The sequence below is a fragment of the Rhizobium binxianense genome (assembly GCF_028994275.1).
GTDB classification, from domain to species: domain Bacteria; phylum Pseudomonadota; class Alphaproteobacteria; order Rhizobiales; family Rhizobiaceae; genus Rhizobium; species Rhizobium binxianense.
Window position 1 is genome coordinate 2,392,976 of the sequence record NZ_CP118713.1, and the last position, 16,836, is coordinate 2,409,811.

The window sequence follows — 16,836 nt, forward strand, 5'->3', positions numbered from 1 at the left end:
GAAAACGGAAATACCTCGCGGCGTGGCTCGTGAGGAGAAGCAGCGACAGCCGGAGCTAGTGCTAACGGCTCTCGTTCCTGTCGGCCGGATCGTAGTTGATATCCCAATCCTTCTCGGGTTTCTTCTTGCCGGGCGGGTTCTTTTTCACCGTGGCATCTTCCGACCCGGTGATGACGGTCGGTTTGGCGGAGGCCACACCGCTGCTTTTCCGGTCGGCCTGGGATTTGGCGAACTGGCCGGCTGCGTCTTTTTTGGGATCAGCCATCTCATTCGCCCTTCTGCTTCAGTCCATCGCTGATATTCTTCGTTTCGGGATCGCGGTTGTTTTCGCCCTTCGCGTCGCGATCGCGATCCGGATCATCCTTGGCTTTCATGTAGCCGCGCGGCCTATTGCCCTTCGGACCCTCCCAGCGGGGGGACTGGTCGGTGGTGCCGGGAGCGCCATCCCTCGGTGTCGTCATTCCCATCTTCGTTCTCCTTGGTTTGAGTAAGGAAAACCGCAAAGAGCCGGAACTGTTCCACGCTTTTGCGAGATCACGGCGGGGAGTTGGCACAGAAAATATGGAACAGTGGCGCCGCCCATCGGTTGGTGTGAGGTCGCAACCTGAAACATGGAGCCGAAGATGAGCAAGACCAACGTTCGTGACCTTCAGAAACGCGCCGAGCGACAGGTCAGAAATACCAGCGCCGGCGGCCACCTTGGTGGCACCTATTTCGGCCAACAGCCGGACGGGAAAACCGCCTCGGACAGCAGCAATGACAGCGCCAAAGCACGGCCAAACGACGGCAGCAATTGAGGTCGGCAGGCTGCCGCAACGCGTGTGACCTGATGCTCACCCGATGAATCCTTCGCGCCCAGCGCGCTGGGCGCACAAACTTCCGGGACCTCCCCGTCAGGCCCGAGCACGGGAATGAGTGCAGAATCTCGCTGCTGTCGGAAGACACCTGCCCGCGCCGCCGATGGATCCTGTCATTGACGCCGCAGTCGAGTGATCACAGCTCGCCTCAGCTAAACAAGAAGTCGCCCGAGTTGAAGTTTGAAAGCCCGCCGAGGGTGGTGACGTTGTCGAATTCAGCGACCAGCACCGCTCCGCCGGCTGAACTTGGGTTCTGATCGTAGTAGACCGCCGCATGGCCGAGATCCGTGTTGTGGAACACGAACAATGCCCCTGTGGTTATGTTGCTGTAACTATTGATGGTGCTCTGGACGGTCGCGTTCGTGACGCTCACGTCCGTTTTGACGGCAACCTCCGTTCCGGCAACATTGATCGTGCCGTTGTTTCCCACCTTCACGTTGTCCACGCTTGTATTGTTGTTGCCGACGGCGAACTCGAACGTGCCGCCTCCAACGTCCAATTGGAACCTGTCCACGGTTGTGCTATTCGTCCCAGCATTGAAGTCAGTCATATGGTTCGTGGTGGTGGCAAATCTTTGGAAAAAGAAGGTGTCATTTCCCACGCCCCCGGTCAGGGTGTTGTTGCCAACACCACCGTTTAGGGTGTCATTGCCGTCTTGGCCAAAAAGAGTGTCGTCACCTCCGAGCCCGAACATCATATCGTTACCGCCACCGCCGTAGAGCACATCGTCGCCCGTTCCACCGCTCGGATCGTCCTGTGTATTGCCATTGCCACCGGTGATAATCGCGAACGTCTCGGTCTTTTCGAAGGTCGGCCCAATAGGATCACCGGTCTGCGTCGCCATTACCGTCACTGAAAACGAACCGTTCGTCGATAGCTCACCCGAACTAAGCGTATTGCCGGTTATCGAAAACAAGCCCGGATTCGACTGCGAGGCAATGCTGAAGCTGAACCCACCTGTGTCGGGATCAGTCGCCGACAGCAAACCACTGAACTCAAAATTATTGAAGTTGACGCTGTCCGCCGGAACGACAGGCGTCAGCTTAATGTCGGTCGGTGCCTGCCTATCTGGTCCATCGTTGGCGCCGGTGATGGCGACGACGATGTTGTGGCTGGCCGTGCCGTCGAGCGAGCTGACGCTCAGCGTGTCGCTGACGGCGTCGCCCTGGTTGAGCGCCTGCGTCGCTGCCCGGCTGTTGTCGAGCGCATAGGTCCAGCTGCCGCTGGCGGCATTGAAGGTGAAGCTGCCATAGATGCCGTTGAGGGAGGCCGGGACGGCAAACGCCGCCTCGCCGTCGTCGACATCGCTGACCGTCAGCTTGCCGGAGGCACTCGCATCGCCGCTGCCGGCCGCACCCGCCTCGACCGTCGCCCGATCGTCGGTGACCGTCGCATCGACGACGATCGAAGCCGCATCGTTGGCGCCGGTGATGGCGACGACGATGTTGTGGCTGGCCGTGCCGTCGAGCGAGCTGACGCTCAGCGTGTCGCTGACGGCGTCGCCCTGGTTGAGCGCCTGCGTCGCTGCCCGGCTGTTGTCGAGCGCATAGGTCCAGCTGCCGCTGGCGGCATTGAAGGTGAAGCTGCCATAGATGCCGTTGAGGGAGGCCGGGACGGCAAACGCCGCCTCGCCGTCGTCGACATCGCTGACCGTCAGCTTGCCGGAGGCACTCGCATCGCCGCTGCCGGCCGCACCCGCCTCGACCGTCGCCCGATCGTCGGTGACCGTCGCATCGACGACGATCGAAGCCGCATCGTTGGCGCCGGTGATGGCGACGACGATGTTGTGGCTGGCCGTGCCGTCGAGCGAGCTGACGCTCAGCGTGTCGCTGACGGCGTCGCCCTGGTTGAGCGCCTGCGTCGCTGCCCGGCTGTTGTCGAGCGCATAGGTCCAGCTGCCGCTGGCGGCATTGAAGGTGAAGCTGCCATAGATGCCGTTGAGGGAGGCCGGGACGGCAAACGCCGCCTCGCCGTCGTCGACATCGCTGACCGTCAGCTTGCCGGAGGCACTCGCATCGCCGCTGCCGGCCGCACCCGCCTCGACCGTCGCCCGATCGTCGGTGACCGTCGCATCGACGACGATCGAAGCCGCATCGTTGGCGCCGGTGATGGCGACGACGATGTTGTGGCTGGCCGTGCCGTCGAGCGAGCTGACGCTCAGCGTGTCGCTGACGGCGTCGCCCTGGTTGAGCGCCTGCGTCGCTGCCCGGCTGTTGTCGAGCGCATAGGTCCAGCTGCCGCTGGCGGCATTGAAGGTGAAGCTGCCATAGATGCCGTTGAGGGAGGCCGGGACGGCAAACGCCGCCTCGCCGTCGTCGACATCGCTGACCGTCAGCTTGCCGGAGGCACTCGCATCGCCGCTGCCGGCCGCACCCGCCTCGACCGTCGCCCGATCGTCGGTGACCGTCGCATCGACGACGATCGAAGCCGCATCGTTGGCGCCGGTGATGGCGACGACGATGTTGTGGCTGGCCGTGCCGTCGAGCGAGCTGACGCTCAGCGTGTCGCTGACGGCGTCGCCCTGGTTGAGCGCCTGCGTCGCGGCCCGGCTGTTGTCGAGCGTATAGGTCCAGCTGCCGCTGGCGGCATTGAAGGTGAAGCTGCCATAGATGCCGTTGAGGGAGGCCGGGACGGCAAACGCCGCCTCGCCGTCGTCGACATCGCTGACCGTCAGCTTGCCGGAGGCACTCGCATCGCCGCTGCCGGCCGCACCCGCCTCGACCGTCGCCCGATCGTCGGTGACCGTCGCATCGACGACGATCGAAGCCGCATCGTTGGCGCCGGTGATGGCGACGACGATGTTGTGGCTGGCCGTGCCGTCGAGCGAGCTGACGCTCAGCGTGTCGCTGACGGCGTCGCCCTGGTTGAGCGCCTGCGTCGCGGCCCGGCTGTTGTCGAGCGTATAGGTCCAGCTGCCGCTGGCGGCATTGAAGGTGAAGCTGCCATAGATGCCGTTGAGGGAGGCCGGGACGGCAAACGCCGCCTCGCCGTCGTCGACATCGCTGACCGTCAGCTTGCCGGAGGCACTCGCATCGCCGCTGCCGGCCGCACCCGCCTCGACCGTCGCCCGATCGTCGGTGACCGTCGCATCGACGACGATCGAAGCCGCATCGTTGGCGCCGGTGATGGCGACGACGATGTTGTGGCTGGCCGTGCCGTCGAGCGAGCTGACGCTCAGCGTGTCGCTGACGGCGTCGCCCTGGTTGAGCGCCTGCGTCGCTGCCCGGCTGTTGTCGAGCGCATAGGTCCAGCTGCCGCTGGCGGCATTGAAGGTGAAGCTGCCATAGATGCCGTTGAGGGAGGCCGGGACGGCAAACGCCGCCTCGCCGTCGTCGACATCGCTGACCGTCAGCTTGCCGGAGGCACTCGCATCGCCGCTGCCGGCCGCACCCGCCTCGACCGTCGCCCGATCGTCGGTGACCGTCGCATCGACGACGATCGAAGCCGCATCGTTGGCGCCGGTGATGGCGACGACGATGTTGTGGCTGGCCGTGCCGTCGAGCGAGCTGACGCTCAGCGTGTCGCTGACGGCGTCGCCCTGGTTGAGCGCCTGCGTCGCTGCCCGGCTGTTGTCGAGCGCATAGGTCCAGCTGCCGCTGGCGGCATTGAAGGTGAAGCTGCCATAGATGCCGTTGAGGGAGGCCGGGACGGCAAACGCCGCCTCGCCGTCGTCGACATCGCTGACCGTCAGCTTGCCGGAGGCACTCGCATCGCCGCTGCCGGCCGCACCCGCCTCGACCGTCGCCCGATCGTCGGTGACCGTCGCATCGACGACGATCGAAGCCGCATCGTTGGCGCCGGTGATGGCGACGACGATGTTGTGGCTGGCCGTGCCGTCGAGCGAGCTGACGCTCAGCGTGTCGCTGACGGCGTCGCCCTGGTTGAGCGCCTGCGTCGCTGCCCGGCTGTTGTCGAGCGCATAGGTCCAGCTGCCGCTGGCGGCATTGAAGGTGAAGCTGCCATAGATGCCGTTGAGGGAGGCCGGGACGGCAAACGCCGCCTCGCCGTCGTCGACATCGCTGACCGTCAGCTTGCCGGAGGCACTCGCATCGCCGCTGCCGGCCGCACCCGCCTCGACCGTCGCCCGATCGTCGGTGACCGTCGCATCGACGACGATCGAAGCCGCATCGTTGGCGCCGGTGATGGCGACGACGATGTTGTGGCTGGCCGTGCCGTCGAGCGAGCTGACGCTCAGCGTGTCGCTGACGGCGTCGCCCTGGTTGAGCGCCTGCGTCGCTGCCCGGCTGTTGTCGAGCGCATAGGTCCAGCTGCCGCTGGCGGCATTGAAGGTGAAGCTGCCATAGATGCCGTTGAGGGAGGCCGGGACGGCAAACGCCGCCTCGCCGTCGTCGACATCGCTGACCGTCAGCTTGCCGGAGGCACTCGCATCGCCGCTGCCGGCCGCACCCGCCTCGACCGTCGCCCGATCGTCGGTGACCGTCGCATCGACGACGATCGAAGCCGCATCGTTGGCGCCGGTGATGGCGACGACGATGTTGTGGCTGGCCGTGCCGTCGAGCGAGCTGACGCTCAGCGTGTCGCTGACGGCGTCGCCCTGGTTGAGCGCCTGCGTCGCTGCCCGGCTGTTGTCGAGCGCATAGGTCCAGCTGCCGCTGGCGGCATTGAAGGTGAAGCTGCCATAGATGCCGTTGAGGGAGGCCGGGACGGCAAACGCCGCCTCGCCGTCGTCGACATCGCTGACCGTCAGCTTGCCGGAGGCACTCGCATCGCCGCTGCCGGCCGCACCCGCCTCGACCGTCGCCCGATCGTCGGTGACCGTCGCATCGACGACGATCGAAGCCGCATCGTTGGCGCCGGTGATGGCGACGACGATGTTGTGGCTGGCCGTGCCGTCGAGCGAGCTGACGCTCAGCGTGTCGCTGACGGCGTCGCCCTGGTTGAGCGCCTGCGTCGCGGCCCGGCTGTTGTCGAGCGTATAGGTCCAGCTGCCGCTGGCGGCATTGAAGGTGAAGCTGCCATAGATGCCGTTGAGGGAGGCCGGGACGGCAAACGCCGCCTCGCCGTCGTCGACATCGCTGACCGTCAGCTTGCCGGAGGCACTCGCATCGCCGCTGCCGGCCGCACCCGCCTCGACCGTCGCCCGATCGTCGGTGACCGTCGCATCGACGACGATCGAAGCCGCATCGTTGGCGCCGGTGATGGCGACGACGATGTTGTGGCTGGCCGTGCCGTCGAGCGAGCTGACGCTCAGCGTGTCGCTGACGGCGTCGCCCTGGTTGAGCGCCTGCGTCGCGGCCCGGCTGTTGTCGAGCGTATAGGTCCAGCTGCCGCTGGCGGCATTGAAGGTGAAGCTGCCATAGATGCCGTTGAGGGAGGCCGGGACGGCAAACGCCGCCTCGCCGTCGTCGACATCGCTGACCGTCAGCTTGCCGGAGGCACTCGCATCGCCGCTGCCGGCCGCACCCGCCTCGACCGTCGCCCGATCGTCGGTGACCGTCGCATCGACGACGATCGAAGCCGCATCGTTGGCGCCGGTGATGGCGACGACGATGTTGTGGCTGGCCGTGCCGTCGAGCGAGCTGACGCTCAGCGTGTCGCTGACGGCGTCGCCCTGGTTGAGCGCCTGCGTCGCTGCCCGGCTGTTGTCGAGCGCATAGGTCCAGCTGCCGCTGGCGGCATTGAAGGTGAAGCTGCCATAGATGCCGTTGAGGGAGGCCGGGACGGCAAACGCCGCCTCGCCGTCGTCGACATCGCTGACCGTCAGCTTGCCGGAGGCACTCGCATCGCCGCTGCCGGCCGCACCCGCCTCGACCGTCGCCCGATCGTCGGTGACCGTCGCATCGACGACGATCGAAGCCGCATCGTTGGCGCCGGTGATGGCGACGACGATGTTGTGGCTGGCCGTGCCGTCGAGCGAGCTGACGCTCAGCGTGTCGCTGACGGCGTCGCCCTGGTTGAGCGCCTGCGTCGCTGCCCGGCTGTTGTCGAGCGTATAGGTCCAGCTGCCGCTGGCGGCATTGAAGGTGAAGCTGCCATAGATGCCGTTGAGGGAGGCCGGGACGGCAAACGCCGCCTCGCCGTCGTCGACATCGCTGACCGTCAGCTTGCCGGAGGCACTCGCATCGCCGCTGCCGGCCGCACCCGCCTCGACCGTCGCCCGATCGTCGGTGACCGTCGCATCGACGACGATCGAAGCCGCATCGTTGGCGCCGGTGATGGCGACGACGATGTTGTGGCTGGCCGTGCCGTCGAGCGAGCTGACGCTCAGCGTGTCGCTGACGGCGTCGCCCTGGTTGAGCGCCTGCGTCGCGGCCCGGCTGTTGTCGAGCGCATAGGTCCAGCTGCCGCTGGCGGCATTGAAGGTGAAGCTGCCATAGATGCCGTTGAGGGAGGCCGGGACGGCAAACGCCGCCTCGCCGTCGTCGACATCGCTGACCGTCAGCTTGCCGGAGGCACTCGCATCGCCGCTGCCGGCCGCACCCGCCTCGACCGTCGCCCGATCGTCGGTGACCGTCGCATCGACGACGATCGAAGCCGCATCGTTGGCGCCGGTGATGGCGACGACGATGTTGTGGCTGGCCGTGCCGTCGAGCGAGCTGACGCTCAGCGTGTCGCTGACGGCGTCGCCCTGGTTGAGCGCCTGCGTCGCGGCCCGGCTGTTGTCGAGCGCATAGGTCCAGCTGCCGCTGGCGGCATTGAAGGTGAAGCTGCCATAGATGCCGTTGAGGGAGGCCGGGACGGCAAACGCCGCCTCGCCGTCGTCGACATCGCTGACCGTCAGCTTGCCGGAGGCACTCGCATCGCCGCTGCCGGCCGCACCCGCCTCGACCGTCGCCCGATCGTCGGTGACCGTCGCATCGACGACGATCGAAGCCGCATCGTTGGCGCCGGTGATGGCGACGACGATGTTGTGGCTGGCCGTGCCGTCGAGCGAGCTGACGCTCAGCGTGTCGCTGACGGCGTCGCCCTGGTTGAGCGCCTGCGTCGCTGCCCGGCTGTTGTCGAGCGCATAGGTCCAGCTGCCGCTGGCGGCATTGAAGGTGAAGCTGCCATAGATGCCGTTGAGGGAGGCCGGGACGGCAAACGCCGCCTCGCCGTCGTCGACATCGCTGACCGTCAGCTTGCCGGAGGCACTCGCATCGCCGCCGCCGGCCGCACCCGCCTCGACCGTCGCCCGATCGTCGGTGACCGTCGCATCGACGACGATCGAAGCCGCATCGTTGGCGCCGGTGATGGCGACGACGATGTTGTGGCTGGCCGTGCCGTCGAGCGAGCTGACGCTCAGCGTGTCGCTGACGGCGTCGCCCTGGTTGAGCGCCTGCGTCGCGGCCCGGCTGTTGTCGAGCGCATAGGTCCAGCTGCCGCTGGCGGCATTGAAGGTGAAGCTGCCATAGATGCCGTTGAGGGAGGCCGGGACGGCAAACGCCGCCTCGCCGTCGTCGACATCGCTGACCGTCAGCTTGCCGGAGGCACTCGCATCGCCGCTGCCGGCCGCACCCGCCTCGACCGTCGCCCGATCGTCGGTGACCGTCGCATCGACGACGATCGAAGCCGCATCGTTGGCGCCGGTGATGGCGACGACGATGTTGTGGCTGGCCGTGCCGTCGAGCGAGCTGACGCTCAGCGTGTCGCTGACGGCGTCGCCCTGGTTGAGCGCCTGCGTCGCGGCCCGGCTGTTGTCGAGCGCATAGGTCCAGCTGCCGCTGGCGGCATTGAAGGTGAAGCTGCCATAGATGCCGTTGAGGGAGGCCGGGACGGCAAACGCCGCCTCGCCGTCGTCGACATCGCTGACCGTCAGCTTGCCGGAGGCACTCGCATCGCCGCCGCCGGCCGCACCCGCCTCGACCGTCGCCCGATCGTCGGTGACCGTCGCATCGACGACGATCGAAGCCGCATCGTTGGCGCCGGTGAGCGAGATCGAGACATTTGCCTCGCTTAGTGTGCCATTGCCGAGCCGTATCGCGTAGACAAAACTATCTTTGAGGATTTCACCGGCAGACAGCGTGTTGATATCCGCGCCCGAGCCCGCGATGCCGCTTCCATCACTAAGACGGTATTCGATCTTTGCATTATTGATCCTGACCCAATTGCCGAGCAGGGTCTTCTCCCAGGCAGATGTCCCATTCGTTCCGACGTCTTTCGCAAGAAGCTCATAGTCGGTGGTAATTGGATTGCCATCTCCGTCGTCGACCGAAAAGAGGGATTTGGCATTCCCGCCAAGATCGTTCGACATCACGTCAAGGGTTATGGTTTTGGTAGCCGCATTGTAAAGCTGGAGACTGAGCAGTTGGTCTTCTGTCCAGATGTAAGAGTCATCCTTCGCCTGCGGCGTATTGGAGAAAGAAGTCGTGCTGCCGCCGCCGGTGCTTTGCGTACCCATCAAAATACTCCCATAACACAAAACAAGTAACCCGGCGATGATTCAAGACTATCAAACCAGAACGACACGCGTGAATACGCGGCCGCGCCGGCACTATCGGCAACAACGCCAATTTTTCTTAAATTATAGCCGGAATACTCCCCATCCCTAATAAAGTGTTAACACATATACTGTGAAATGAAAGACGATTTTCTTGCGATGGTAAATTTATCCAGGAATTCGCCGCGAGAGACGCCGAAGTCGCAGACCTCGATCCTGACGAGCAGTGGGGGTGGGATGGCGGCGCGCAAGCCGCTTGCGAAGCGCAGGCCCAAACTTTAGAGCCTTTCCGCTTTTCCCCGATTAGGTCAGCACCGGCTGCTTCACGCCGATCATTTCATCGGGATGTTGTCCCGGATCGGCTTTCTACAACGAAGCAAAAAGAAGGAGCTCCAAATGTCCGACGAAGCCGAAAATAATGGTACAACCGCCATCATTCCAGCTTAGAACGCGTCACCAGCCGAACAAGCAGCCACCGCGTCCGTGCTCGAAGATATGCGAAAGACTGGACACCCCGCCCGCGCTGTTCTCCTGGGAGCTCGATCCGCAGGGAATGGCCAAGCTGGTCTCTGAGATGATGACACTGCCGATGATCGTGTGGTCGACGGGCATGTCCCTGGCGTATTCCCTCTGGTTAACGTCGCTGCTTCCCGCACGCGAGACGATCGATCAGAGCGCGGATTATGCTTAACAAATCGATCGATGCCGTCGGGTCGCACCCCAGCCACCTCTGGAACGCTCAACTCTCCGCCCAGAATTCCGAGGATATTCGCGGAATGACGGGCGGAGGCAGAGGGCCGAGCCATGCGCAGACGCAGCAAGCGGCTGCGAGCGGCTATGCTTCAACCTGACGAAACTTAATCGTTGATATCCGGCTCGATGACCCGGGCAAGATTGCGCAGCGACTCCTGCCAGCCGAGGTAGCAGGCTTCGGGCGGGATGACGTCGGGCACGCCGGCCTGGGTGATGTCCACCTCGGTGCCGACCGAGACTTTCTTCAGCGTCACGGTGACTTCCATTTCGCCCGGCAGGTTGGGGTCGTCGAACTTGTCGGTGTAGCGGACGCGTTCGCCAGGGACGAGTTCGAGAAATTCGCCGCCGAAGGCGTGGCTGTTACCCGTCGTGAAGTTGCGGAACGACATTTTGAAGGTGCCGCCGACGGCCGGCTCCAGATGATGCACGGTGCAGAGGAAGCCGTTCGGCGGAAGCCATTTGGCAAGCGCGTCGGCCTCGATGAAGGCGCGATAGACCTTTTCCGGGCTGGTCGCGAGAACACGGTGCAGGCGTATGGTGTTCGGCATGATCGTAATCCTTTGAATGAACGGAATGGACGAAGCTAGGACGGGTGTGGTTTGGCTGATCCGACACCGGATCGAATATTTCTTCAAGAAAGTTGCTCGGCGCGCGCCACGTTCACTGCGCATGCAGTCGAGCAGTTCAGCCGGGCATGCCGTCGAATTGCGGGAGATCGAGCGGCCTTGCCCATTTCAGCCGGCGCCTGATGAACATCTCGACCCCCGGCTCGATCAGTTCAGGTCGGTCAAGGCTGCCAAGCGTCACGAAGACAAGGCCGGGAAAGCTTTCCAGGTTGCTGCTGAACAATCTGGCGCCACAATCCGGGCAGAAATTGCGGTCGAGTCCCTTGCCGGAAGCGGCGATGTAATGAAACGCTTTCGGCCGGCCGGCGATCAAGGTGAAATCATCCTGCGGTATGGCGAAGAATGTCGCCGCCTCGCCGCCCGACGCCTTCTTGCAATCCAGGCAATGGCAGTTGGCGACAAAATTCGGGTCGGTACCGAATGCAAATTTCACCGCGCCGCAGGCGCACTGCCCCGTATATTTCCCGGTCATGTCAGGCGCCTTTCATCAGTTCGCGCGTCTTACGATTGGCTGCCGAGGCCGTCATGCCGCAGGCCGTCGTGGAGACGTCCCTGCGGCCCGGCCGACGAGCCGAATGAACGATTGTCTATGATTCGCCGAGCGGTCGCCGCCTAAGCCGCATCTTGTTTTTTCAACGCCTCAAGGAGCGTTCTGGCGCCCTCTTTCGACGAAGCCGGATTCTGGCCGGTGATCAGCAGACCATCCTGAACGACATGCACGCCCCAATCCGCCGTCTTCGAAAACTTTGCGCCCTGCTCTTTCAGCACGTCCTCGAGCAGATAGGGAACAACGTCGACAAGGTGCATGGCTTCTTCTTCGGAATCGGTGAACCCCGTGACGGCCCGGCCCTTGGCGATGGGCGTTCCATCCGGCGCCTTCACATTCGTCAGGATACCGGGGGCGTGGCAGACGAGCGCCACGGGTTTTCCCGCTGAAAGCATGTCCTCGATGAGCGACAGCGCATAACGGTCGTTCGTCAGGTCCCAAAGCGGGCCGTGCCCTCCGGGAAAGAATACGCTGTCATAGTCCCCCTGGTTGATTTCGGACAGCTTCACGGTGTTGGCGAGCCCAGCCTTTGCGGCCGTGTCTTGTTCAAACCGTCGCGTCGCTTCCGTCTGGAAGGCCGGCTCATTGCTCTTTGGATCGAGCGGAGGCTGACCGCCCTTCGGCGAAGCGAGCGTGATGTCGACCCCGGCATCACGGAAAACGAAGTAAGGAGCGGCAAGCTCCTCGAGCCAGAAACCCGTCTTCTTGCCGGTGTTTCCCAACTGATCATGCGATGTGAGAACCATGAGAATTTTCATTGCTCAGCTCCTTCAAAGCCGGCCGGCGGACAAACCGTCGGCACCCGGATTTACGGTGAAATACTGCCTGCAATCTCATGCTGAAACCGGAGGGGACATAGAGCGGCTGCGCCGCGAAACAAGCTCTCTCGCATGGTGTTTGCGGGAATTGCTTTAGGCAACCTCACCAAGAACCGGTGTCGCGCGCCCCTTAGCCTCTGTGAGATTTGAGGCTAAGGTGTATGAAGAGGAAACGACGTCGCGTAAGGCCATTCGAGGGACCTGGAAAGTGAGCAAGCCGAATTACCGGGACATCGCCCGCCATGCCGGCGTGGGAACAGCCACGGTCGAGCGGGTGCTGAACGGGCGTGGGGGCGTTCGCCCCGAACTGGTCGAGAAAGTCGTATCCGCCGCACGTCGCCTGGATTACCCGCGCAAGCTTCCCGAAACCCATCGCGGCCTGCTCAGGATAGAAGTGCTGATGGTTCGCCCGGAGACGAGCTTCTACCGTCGCCTTTCGCATGCTTTCGAAAGAATAGCCGCTACCCTCGACCCGCTGGTCGTCGTGCACCGCAGCTTCACCGACGAACTCAATCCGGAGGCAATTACGCGGCGTATCCTGTCGACCGACCTTTCCCGCGCCGGTCTGATCCTTGCTGTGCCGAGCAGCCCGGTGATCAGTGCCGCAGTGGAAAAGGTAAATGCGCAAGGTCTGCCGGTCGTGCACGTCGTGACACGCGCGTCCGAGCGCGTCGGCGAATTTATCGGCATCGACAACAATGCCGCCGGCCGGACGGCCGCGCTCTACATCAGCCGAATGGCTGCCCGGACCGGGCCTGTCGTTGCAATCTGCCACCCCATCTATCAGGTGCACCGCGATCGGATCCGCGGGTTTTCAGCCTATTTTCATGAACATCCCGGCGCCTCCAGCTTCGAATGGCTGGGATTCGGCGGCGATGAGGAGCGCTCCAGCGCCGATCTCCTGTGGTCGGCCCTGGAGATGTATCCCAGCCTTGCCGGTCTCTACAATGCCGGCGGCGCCAATTCCGCCCTCATCAAGGTGCTTCGCCGGCATCCGCGCGGCCGCGACGTGTTCTTCGTCGGGCACGAGTTGACGGAATACACGCGCGCAGCCCTGCTGGATGGCATCATGGATGTGGTGCTGGATCAGGCGCCGGAGGCGCAGGCGCGCCGCGCACTCGACGTCATCCTGCGCCGCATCGGTTTGACCGATATCGAGCCGGACCGGGCTCCCATTCACTTCATCACCATCACCAAGGAAGGCCTTTGATCTAATCAGATCAAAGAAGGCTTCGGCGTTCGCAAGCGCCCCTGCTACTCTCCCGTCGGGGAGGAGACCCGGCGCGAGACGAGCGACACCGGATCACCCCACCAGAGATATGTGGGGGCACGGAGATCTCCGGCGCCCGGAGGAGATGCCAATGGATGATATGAAATTCGGTAAGCGCAACAAGCGCGGCGACTGGGCGCCGGACCAGCCGGCCGAGACCGCGCCGCTTTTTGCCTTTCCGCCGCGGCTGACGGCGATCCTGAAATGGCTGCCGCACTACTTCCTTCCCTGGAACGTGATTTTTGCCCTGTCTGCGCTCGCCTACTGGGCCTGGGTCATTCCCCCGGTCGATACGATGAAATCGCTGAGCTTGGGCTGGGTCGCGTGGCTCTATGCCGTCAACGCCGTCTCGGTCTTCCTGTTCTACGGCGCTTTCGAGCTTCATCTTTATGTGTTGAAGCGCCAGGAAAACCGCTTCAAATACAATGGCAAATTCCCGGCCGAGCAGAAGAGCAAGGCGTTCTGGTTCGAAAGTCAGAACCTCGACAACATCCTGCGCACCTTCCTGTCCGGCGTGGTGATCTGGACCGCCATCGAGGTGGGGATGCTTTGGGCCTATGCCAATGGCTACGCGCCGTGGCTGAGCTTCGCGGAAAACCCGTGGACGCTGGCGCTCGTCGCGCTCGTGGTGCCGATCATTCACGAGTTCCACTTTTTCTGCATTCACCGGCTCATCCACACACCTCTCCTCTACAAGTGGGTGCACTCGGTTCACCACAATTCGGTGAACCCCTCGCCCTGGTCATCGCTGTCGATGCACCCTGTCGAGCATCTGCTCTATTTCGGAACGGCCCTCTACCACCTGTTCCTGCCCTCCAACCCGATCATCATGCTCTACCAGATCCACTATGCGGGTTTCGGGGCAATTCCCGGCCATGTCGGCTTCGACAAGGTCGAGATCGGCAAGGACGGGCTGGTCGATAGCCACGCCTATGCACATTACCTCCACCACAAATACTTCGAGGTGAATTACGGCGACGCCCTGATCCCGCTCGATAAATGGTTCGGCACCTGGCACGACGGCTCCCCCGAAGGCGAAGCACAGATGCAGGAGCGCTACCGCAGACGGAAGGAAAGGCTTGCGGCTCGCAAGGCCCGCCTGGAAGTCGGAGGGACGGCCGAATGACCTGGGTTTCAGTTGGCAAACTCGACGATATCGAACAGGAAGGGGCCATCCGCTTCGACCACGGCGGGCGCACCTACGCGATCTACCGTGGGCCTGACGACAGCGTCTACTGCACCGCCGGCCTCTGCACCCACGAGGCGATCCACCTCGCGGAAGGCCTGGTCATGGATTTCGAAGTGGAATGTCCAAAACATTCCGGCGCCTTCGACTATCGCACCGGCGAGGCCCTCAGGCTTCCGGCCTGCGAAAACCTGAAGACCTATCCGGCAGAGGTGATCGACGGAGAGGTTCGCGTCGCCCTCGGCTAGGCCGCGCGTATCGGATGGCCCCGATGCCCTTCGGGAGGAAGCCGGGTGACCCGGCGTTTTTATGGAGAAAACATGGACGGCATCGTCATCATCGGCGCGGGCGAATCCGGCACCCGGGCGGCCTTTGCCCTGCGCGAGGCGGGCTATTCCAGGTCCGTCACACTGGTCGGAACCGAGCCTCACTTGCCTTATGAACGGCCTCCTTTGTCGAAGACCGTCAACGATGCGGTGCAGATGAAGCTGATCTGCGCGGCAGAAGCGCTGGATGCGGCCGGCATCGCCTATCTCAAAGGGGTGTCGGCATCGAGGCTGGATACCGGCGCAGCAATGGTGACCTTGAGCGATGGGCGGGCGTTGCGTTACGAAAAGCTGCTTCTCACCACCGGCGCGCGGCCAAGACGGCTCACATGCCCCGGGGCAGAGCGCGCGCTCGACTTCCGTACCCACGCCGACGCCGAAGCGATCTTCTTCAATATTGCGCCGGGCCGGAGTGTGGCGATCATCGGCGCGGGTCTGATCGGGATGGAACTTGCATCGGTCCTTCGCGGAAAGGACGTTGAGGTCAGCGTGATCGAAGCCGCGCCGAAACCTTTGGGCCGCGCCGTCCCTGCCCGTTTTGCCGAAAAGCTCCATGCCAGACATGCTGCCGAAGGCGTGCGCTTTCACCTCGATCGCGGCGTTGCTGCAATCGGCGATGATGGCGTCACCCTGACCGATGGCAGCCTGGTGGCCGCCGATCTTGTCGTCGGTGCGATCGGCGTCCTGCCGGAAACAGCCCTCGCGGAAGCGGCCGGATTGGCCACGGGCAACGGAATTCTGACAGACATCTGTCTTCGCACCAGCGCACCGAATGTTTTCGCCGCAGGCGATTGCGCGGCGGTGGCCCAACCCGGCGGCGGACATATTCGTTTTGAAAGCTGGCGGAACGCCAGGACGCAGGCCGAGACCGCAGCGCGGAACATGCTCGGTGCCGCCGAGAATTTTACCGCCCTCCCCTGGTTCTGGTCCGACCAGTATGATCTCGGCCTCCAGGTGGCGGGGCGGCCGCAGCCCGCGCATCAGATCATTCTGCGTTCGATCGCCGACGGCGAGCTTGAATTCTATCTGGACGATGGGCGTCTGGTGGCTGCGGCGGGTCTCGGCATCGGCAATAGCCTCGCCAAGGACATCAAACTCGCCGAGATGCTGATTGCCGCAGGTATCAGCCCCAGCCCTGTGGAACTGGCCGACCCCGGCATAAACCTCAAAACGCTTCTGAAGAGCGCGCGGGCCGCATGATGCAGAAGCTGCTGATCTTCCAGTCGCTCTGGGCCATGGAGCGCCGGCACACAGACGGGTTCGAGCGCAGTCTCGACGAGAACATCGCAATGATCTCCGAGGCCGGGTTCGACGGCATCAGTGCGCACTACACGAACCGCCGGGATGTCATTCGTCTGAACGACGCAACCCGGGGCACCGGCTTGAAGATCGAGGCGGTCTGCTTCCCTCGCTGCGTCGACGACCTGCGTCTGCCACTGGAACTTGCCGCGGAATTTCCGGTCAGCCACATCAACCTGCAGCCTGATATCCGTCCGCGCCGCATCGAGGCCTGCCTGCCGCTCCTCGACGGCTGGATGCGGCTCGCGGGAGAAGCCGGCATTCCGGTGTTCATCGAAACCCATCGCGACAGGATGACGACGGACCTGTTCTTCACGCTGGATCTTTTGGACCGGCGTCCCGAGCTGCCGCTATTGGCCGACCTGTCGCACTACCTCGTCGGCCGCGAATTCGCCTTTCCCGTCGACGAGGAAAACCACGTGCTGATCCACCGCATTCTGCAGAACGCCCACGCATTTCACGGCCGGGTCGCCTCGCGCGAGCAGGTGCAGATCGAGATCTCCTTTCCGCATCACCGGACCTGGGTCGATCTCTTCCTGCAGTGGTGGGAATATGGCTTTCGCCATTGGCGATCACGCGCCGCCGATGACGCCGAGCTGGTCTTCACCTGTGAACTGGGGCCAAAACCCTATGCGATCACCGGCAGAGACGGCAACGACCAGACGGACCGGTGGGCGGAGGCCTTGGCGCTTCGGCAGATGATCCGTGAACTTTGGGTAGCGACTGGCCTCGAGGCTGCTGCGCCTTAAATCGGGGCCGGCGTCCCGAGATTCG

General features: G+C 63.7%; 12 protein-coding genes. 6 read left to right on the top strand and 6 right to left on the bottom strand.

Annotated elements, in window-relative coordinates; genetic code table 11:
- Positions 1-61 precede the first annotated feature (61 nt).
- Positions 62-265, bottom strand: a complete 204-nt coding sequence (locus PO860_RS11970; protein ID WP_273883932.1) for a hypothetical protein — start codon at positions 263-265, stop codon at positions 62-64.
- Position 266: 1 nt separating this feature from the next.
- Entirely contained in the window at positions 267-467 is a 201-nt protein-coding gene (locus tag PO860_RS11975; RefSeq protein WP_183606853.1) for a hypothetical protein, read from the bottom strand.
- A gap of 156 nt (positions 468-623) precedes the next feature.
- Here PO860_RS11975 and PO860_RS11980 point away from each other — a divergent pair, with 156 nt between their 5' ends.
- A complete protein-coding gene (locus PO860_RS11980) occupies positions 624-797 on the top strand; it encodes a hypothetical protein (RefSeq protein ID WP_183606852.1) in 174 nt (57 codons plus the stop codon).
- 208 nt (positions 798-1,005) lie between these two features.
- Here the strand turns inward: PO860_RS11980 and PO860_RS11985 are convergent, their stop codons facing one another.
- From PO860_RS11985 to PO860_RS12000, 4 genes are all read right to left on the bottom strand, one after another.
- On the bottom strand, positions 1,006-9,198 hold the full coding sequence (locus PO860_RS11985; protein WP_275037833.1) for a beta strand repeat-containing protein: 8,193 nt from the start codon (positions 9,196-9,198) through the stop codon (positions 1,006-1,008).
- A gap of 896 nt (positions 9,199-10,094) precedes the next feature.
- Entirely contained in the window at positions 10,095-10,538 is a 444-nt protein-coding gene (locus PO860_RS11990) for an SRPBCC family protein (RefSeq protein ID WP_272782227.1), read from the bottom strand.
- Positions 10,539-10,674: 136 nt separating this feature from the next.
- Positions 10,675-11,088, bottom strand: a complete 414-nt coding sequence (locus tag PO860_RS11995) for a GFA family protein (protein WP_273883945.1) — start codon at positions 11,086-11,088, stop codon at positions 10,675-10,677.
- 140 nt (positions 11,089-11,228) lie between these two features.
- Positions 11,229-11,921, bottom strand: a complete 693-nt coding sequence (locus PO860_RS12000; protein ID WP_272782226.1) for a type 1 glutamine amidotransferase domain-containing protein — start codon at positions 11,919-11,921, stop codon at positions 11,229-11,231.
- A 268-nt stretch (positions 11,922-12,189) separates the two neighbouring features.
- Here PO860_RS12000 and PO860_RS12005 point away from each other — a divergent pair, with 268 nt between their 5' ends.
- The 5 genes from PO860_RS12005 (at position 12,190) to PO860_RS12025 (ending at position 16,811) form a co-directional block, all read left to right on the top strand.
- Entirely contained in the window at positions 12,190-13,191 is a 1,002-nt protein-coding gene (locus PO860_RS12005) for a LacI family DNA-binding transcriptional regulator (protein ID WP_273883947.1), read from the top strand.
- 151 nt (positions 13,192-13,342) lie between these two features.
- Positions 13,343-14,377, top strand: a complete 1,035-nt coding sequence (locus PO860_RS12010; RefSeq protein ID WP_273883948.1) for a sterol desaturase family protein — start codon at positions 13,343-13,345, stop codon at positions 14,375-14,377.
- Entirely contained in the window at positions 14,374-14,685 is a 312-nt protein-coding gene (locus PO860_RS12015) for a MocE family 2Fe-2S type ferredoxin (protein WP_273881023.1), read from the top strand. The genes PO860_RS12010 and PO860_RS12015 overlap by 4 nt, the downstream gene beginning before the upstream one ends.
- 72 nt (positions 14,686-14,757) lie before the next feature.
- A complete protein-coding gene (locus tag PO860_RS12020; RefSeq protein WP_273883989.1) occupies positions 14,758-15,963 on the top strand; it encodes an NAD(P)/FAD-dependent oxidoreductase in 1,206 nt (401 codons plus the stop codon).
- Complete coding sequence (locus tag PO860_RS12025; RefSeq protein WP_273881025.1) at positions 15,960-16,811, top strand: sugar phosphate isomerase/epimerase family protein; 852 nt, start codon at positions 15,960-15,962, stop codon at positions 16,809-16,811. Before PO860_RS12020 ends, PO860_RS12025 begins: the two co-directional genes overlap by 4 nt.
- Positions 16,812-16,836: the final 25 nt, after the last annotated feature.

Coding starts and splice junctions, on each gene's coding strand:
- PO860_RS11970 (WP_273883932.1), bottom strand. CDS start 265: ATGGCTGATCCCAAAAAAGACGCAGCCGGCCAGTTCGCCAAATCCCAG.
- PO860_RS11975 (WP_183606853.1), bottom strand. CDS start 467: ATGGGAATGACGACACCGAGGGATGGCGCTCCCGGCACCACCGACCAG.
- PO860_RS11980 (WP_183606852.1), top strand. CDS start 624: ATGAGCAAGACCAACGTTCGTGACCTTCAGAAACGCGCCGAGCGACAG.
- PO860_RS11985 (WP_275037833.1), bottom strand. CDS start 9,198: ATGGGTACGCAAAGCACCGGCGGCGGCAGCACGACTTCTTTCTCCAAT.
- PO860_RS11990 (WP_272782227.1), bottom strand. CDS start 10,538: ATGCCGAACACCATACGCCTGCACCGTGTTCTCGCGACCAGCCCGGAA.
- PO860_RS11995 (WP_273883945.1), bottom strand. CDS start 11,088: ATGACCGGGAAATATACGGGGCAGTGCGCCTGCGGCGCGGTGAAATTT.
- PO860_RS12000 (WP_272782226.1), bottom strand. CDS start 11,921: ATGAAAATTCTCATGGTTCTCACATCGCATGATCAGTTGGGAAACACC.
- PO860_RS12010 (WP_273883948.1), top strand. CDS start 13,343: ATGGATGATATGAAATTCGGTAAGCGCAACAAGCGCGGCGACTGGGCG.
- PO860_RS12015 (WP_273881023.1), top strand. CDS start 14,374: ATGACCTGGGTTTCAGTTGGCAAACTCGACGATATCGAACAGGAAGGG.
- PO860_RS12020 (WP_273883989.1), top strand. CDS start 14,758: ATGGACGGCATCGTCATCATCGGCGCGGGCGAATCCGGCACCCGGGCG.
- PO860_RS12025 (WP_273881025.1), top strand. CDS start 15,960: ATGATGCAGAAGCTGCTGATCTTCCAGTCGCTCTGGGCCATGGAGCGC.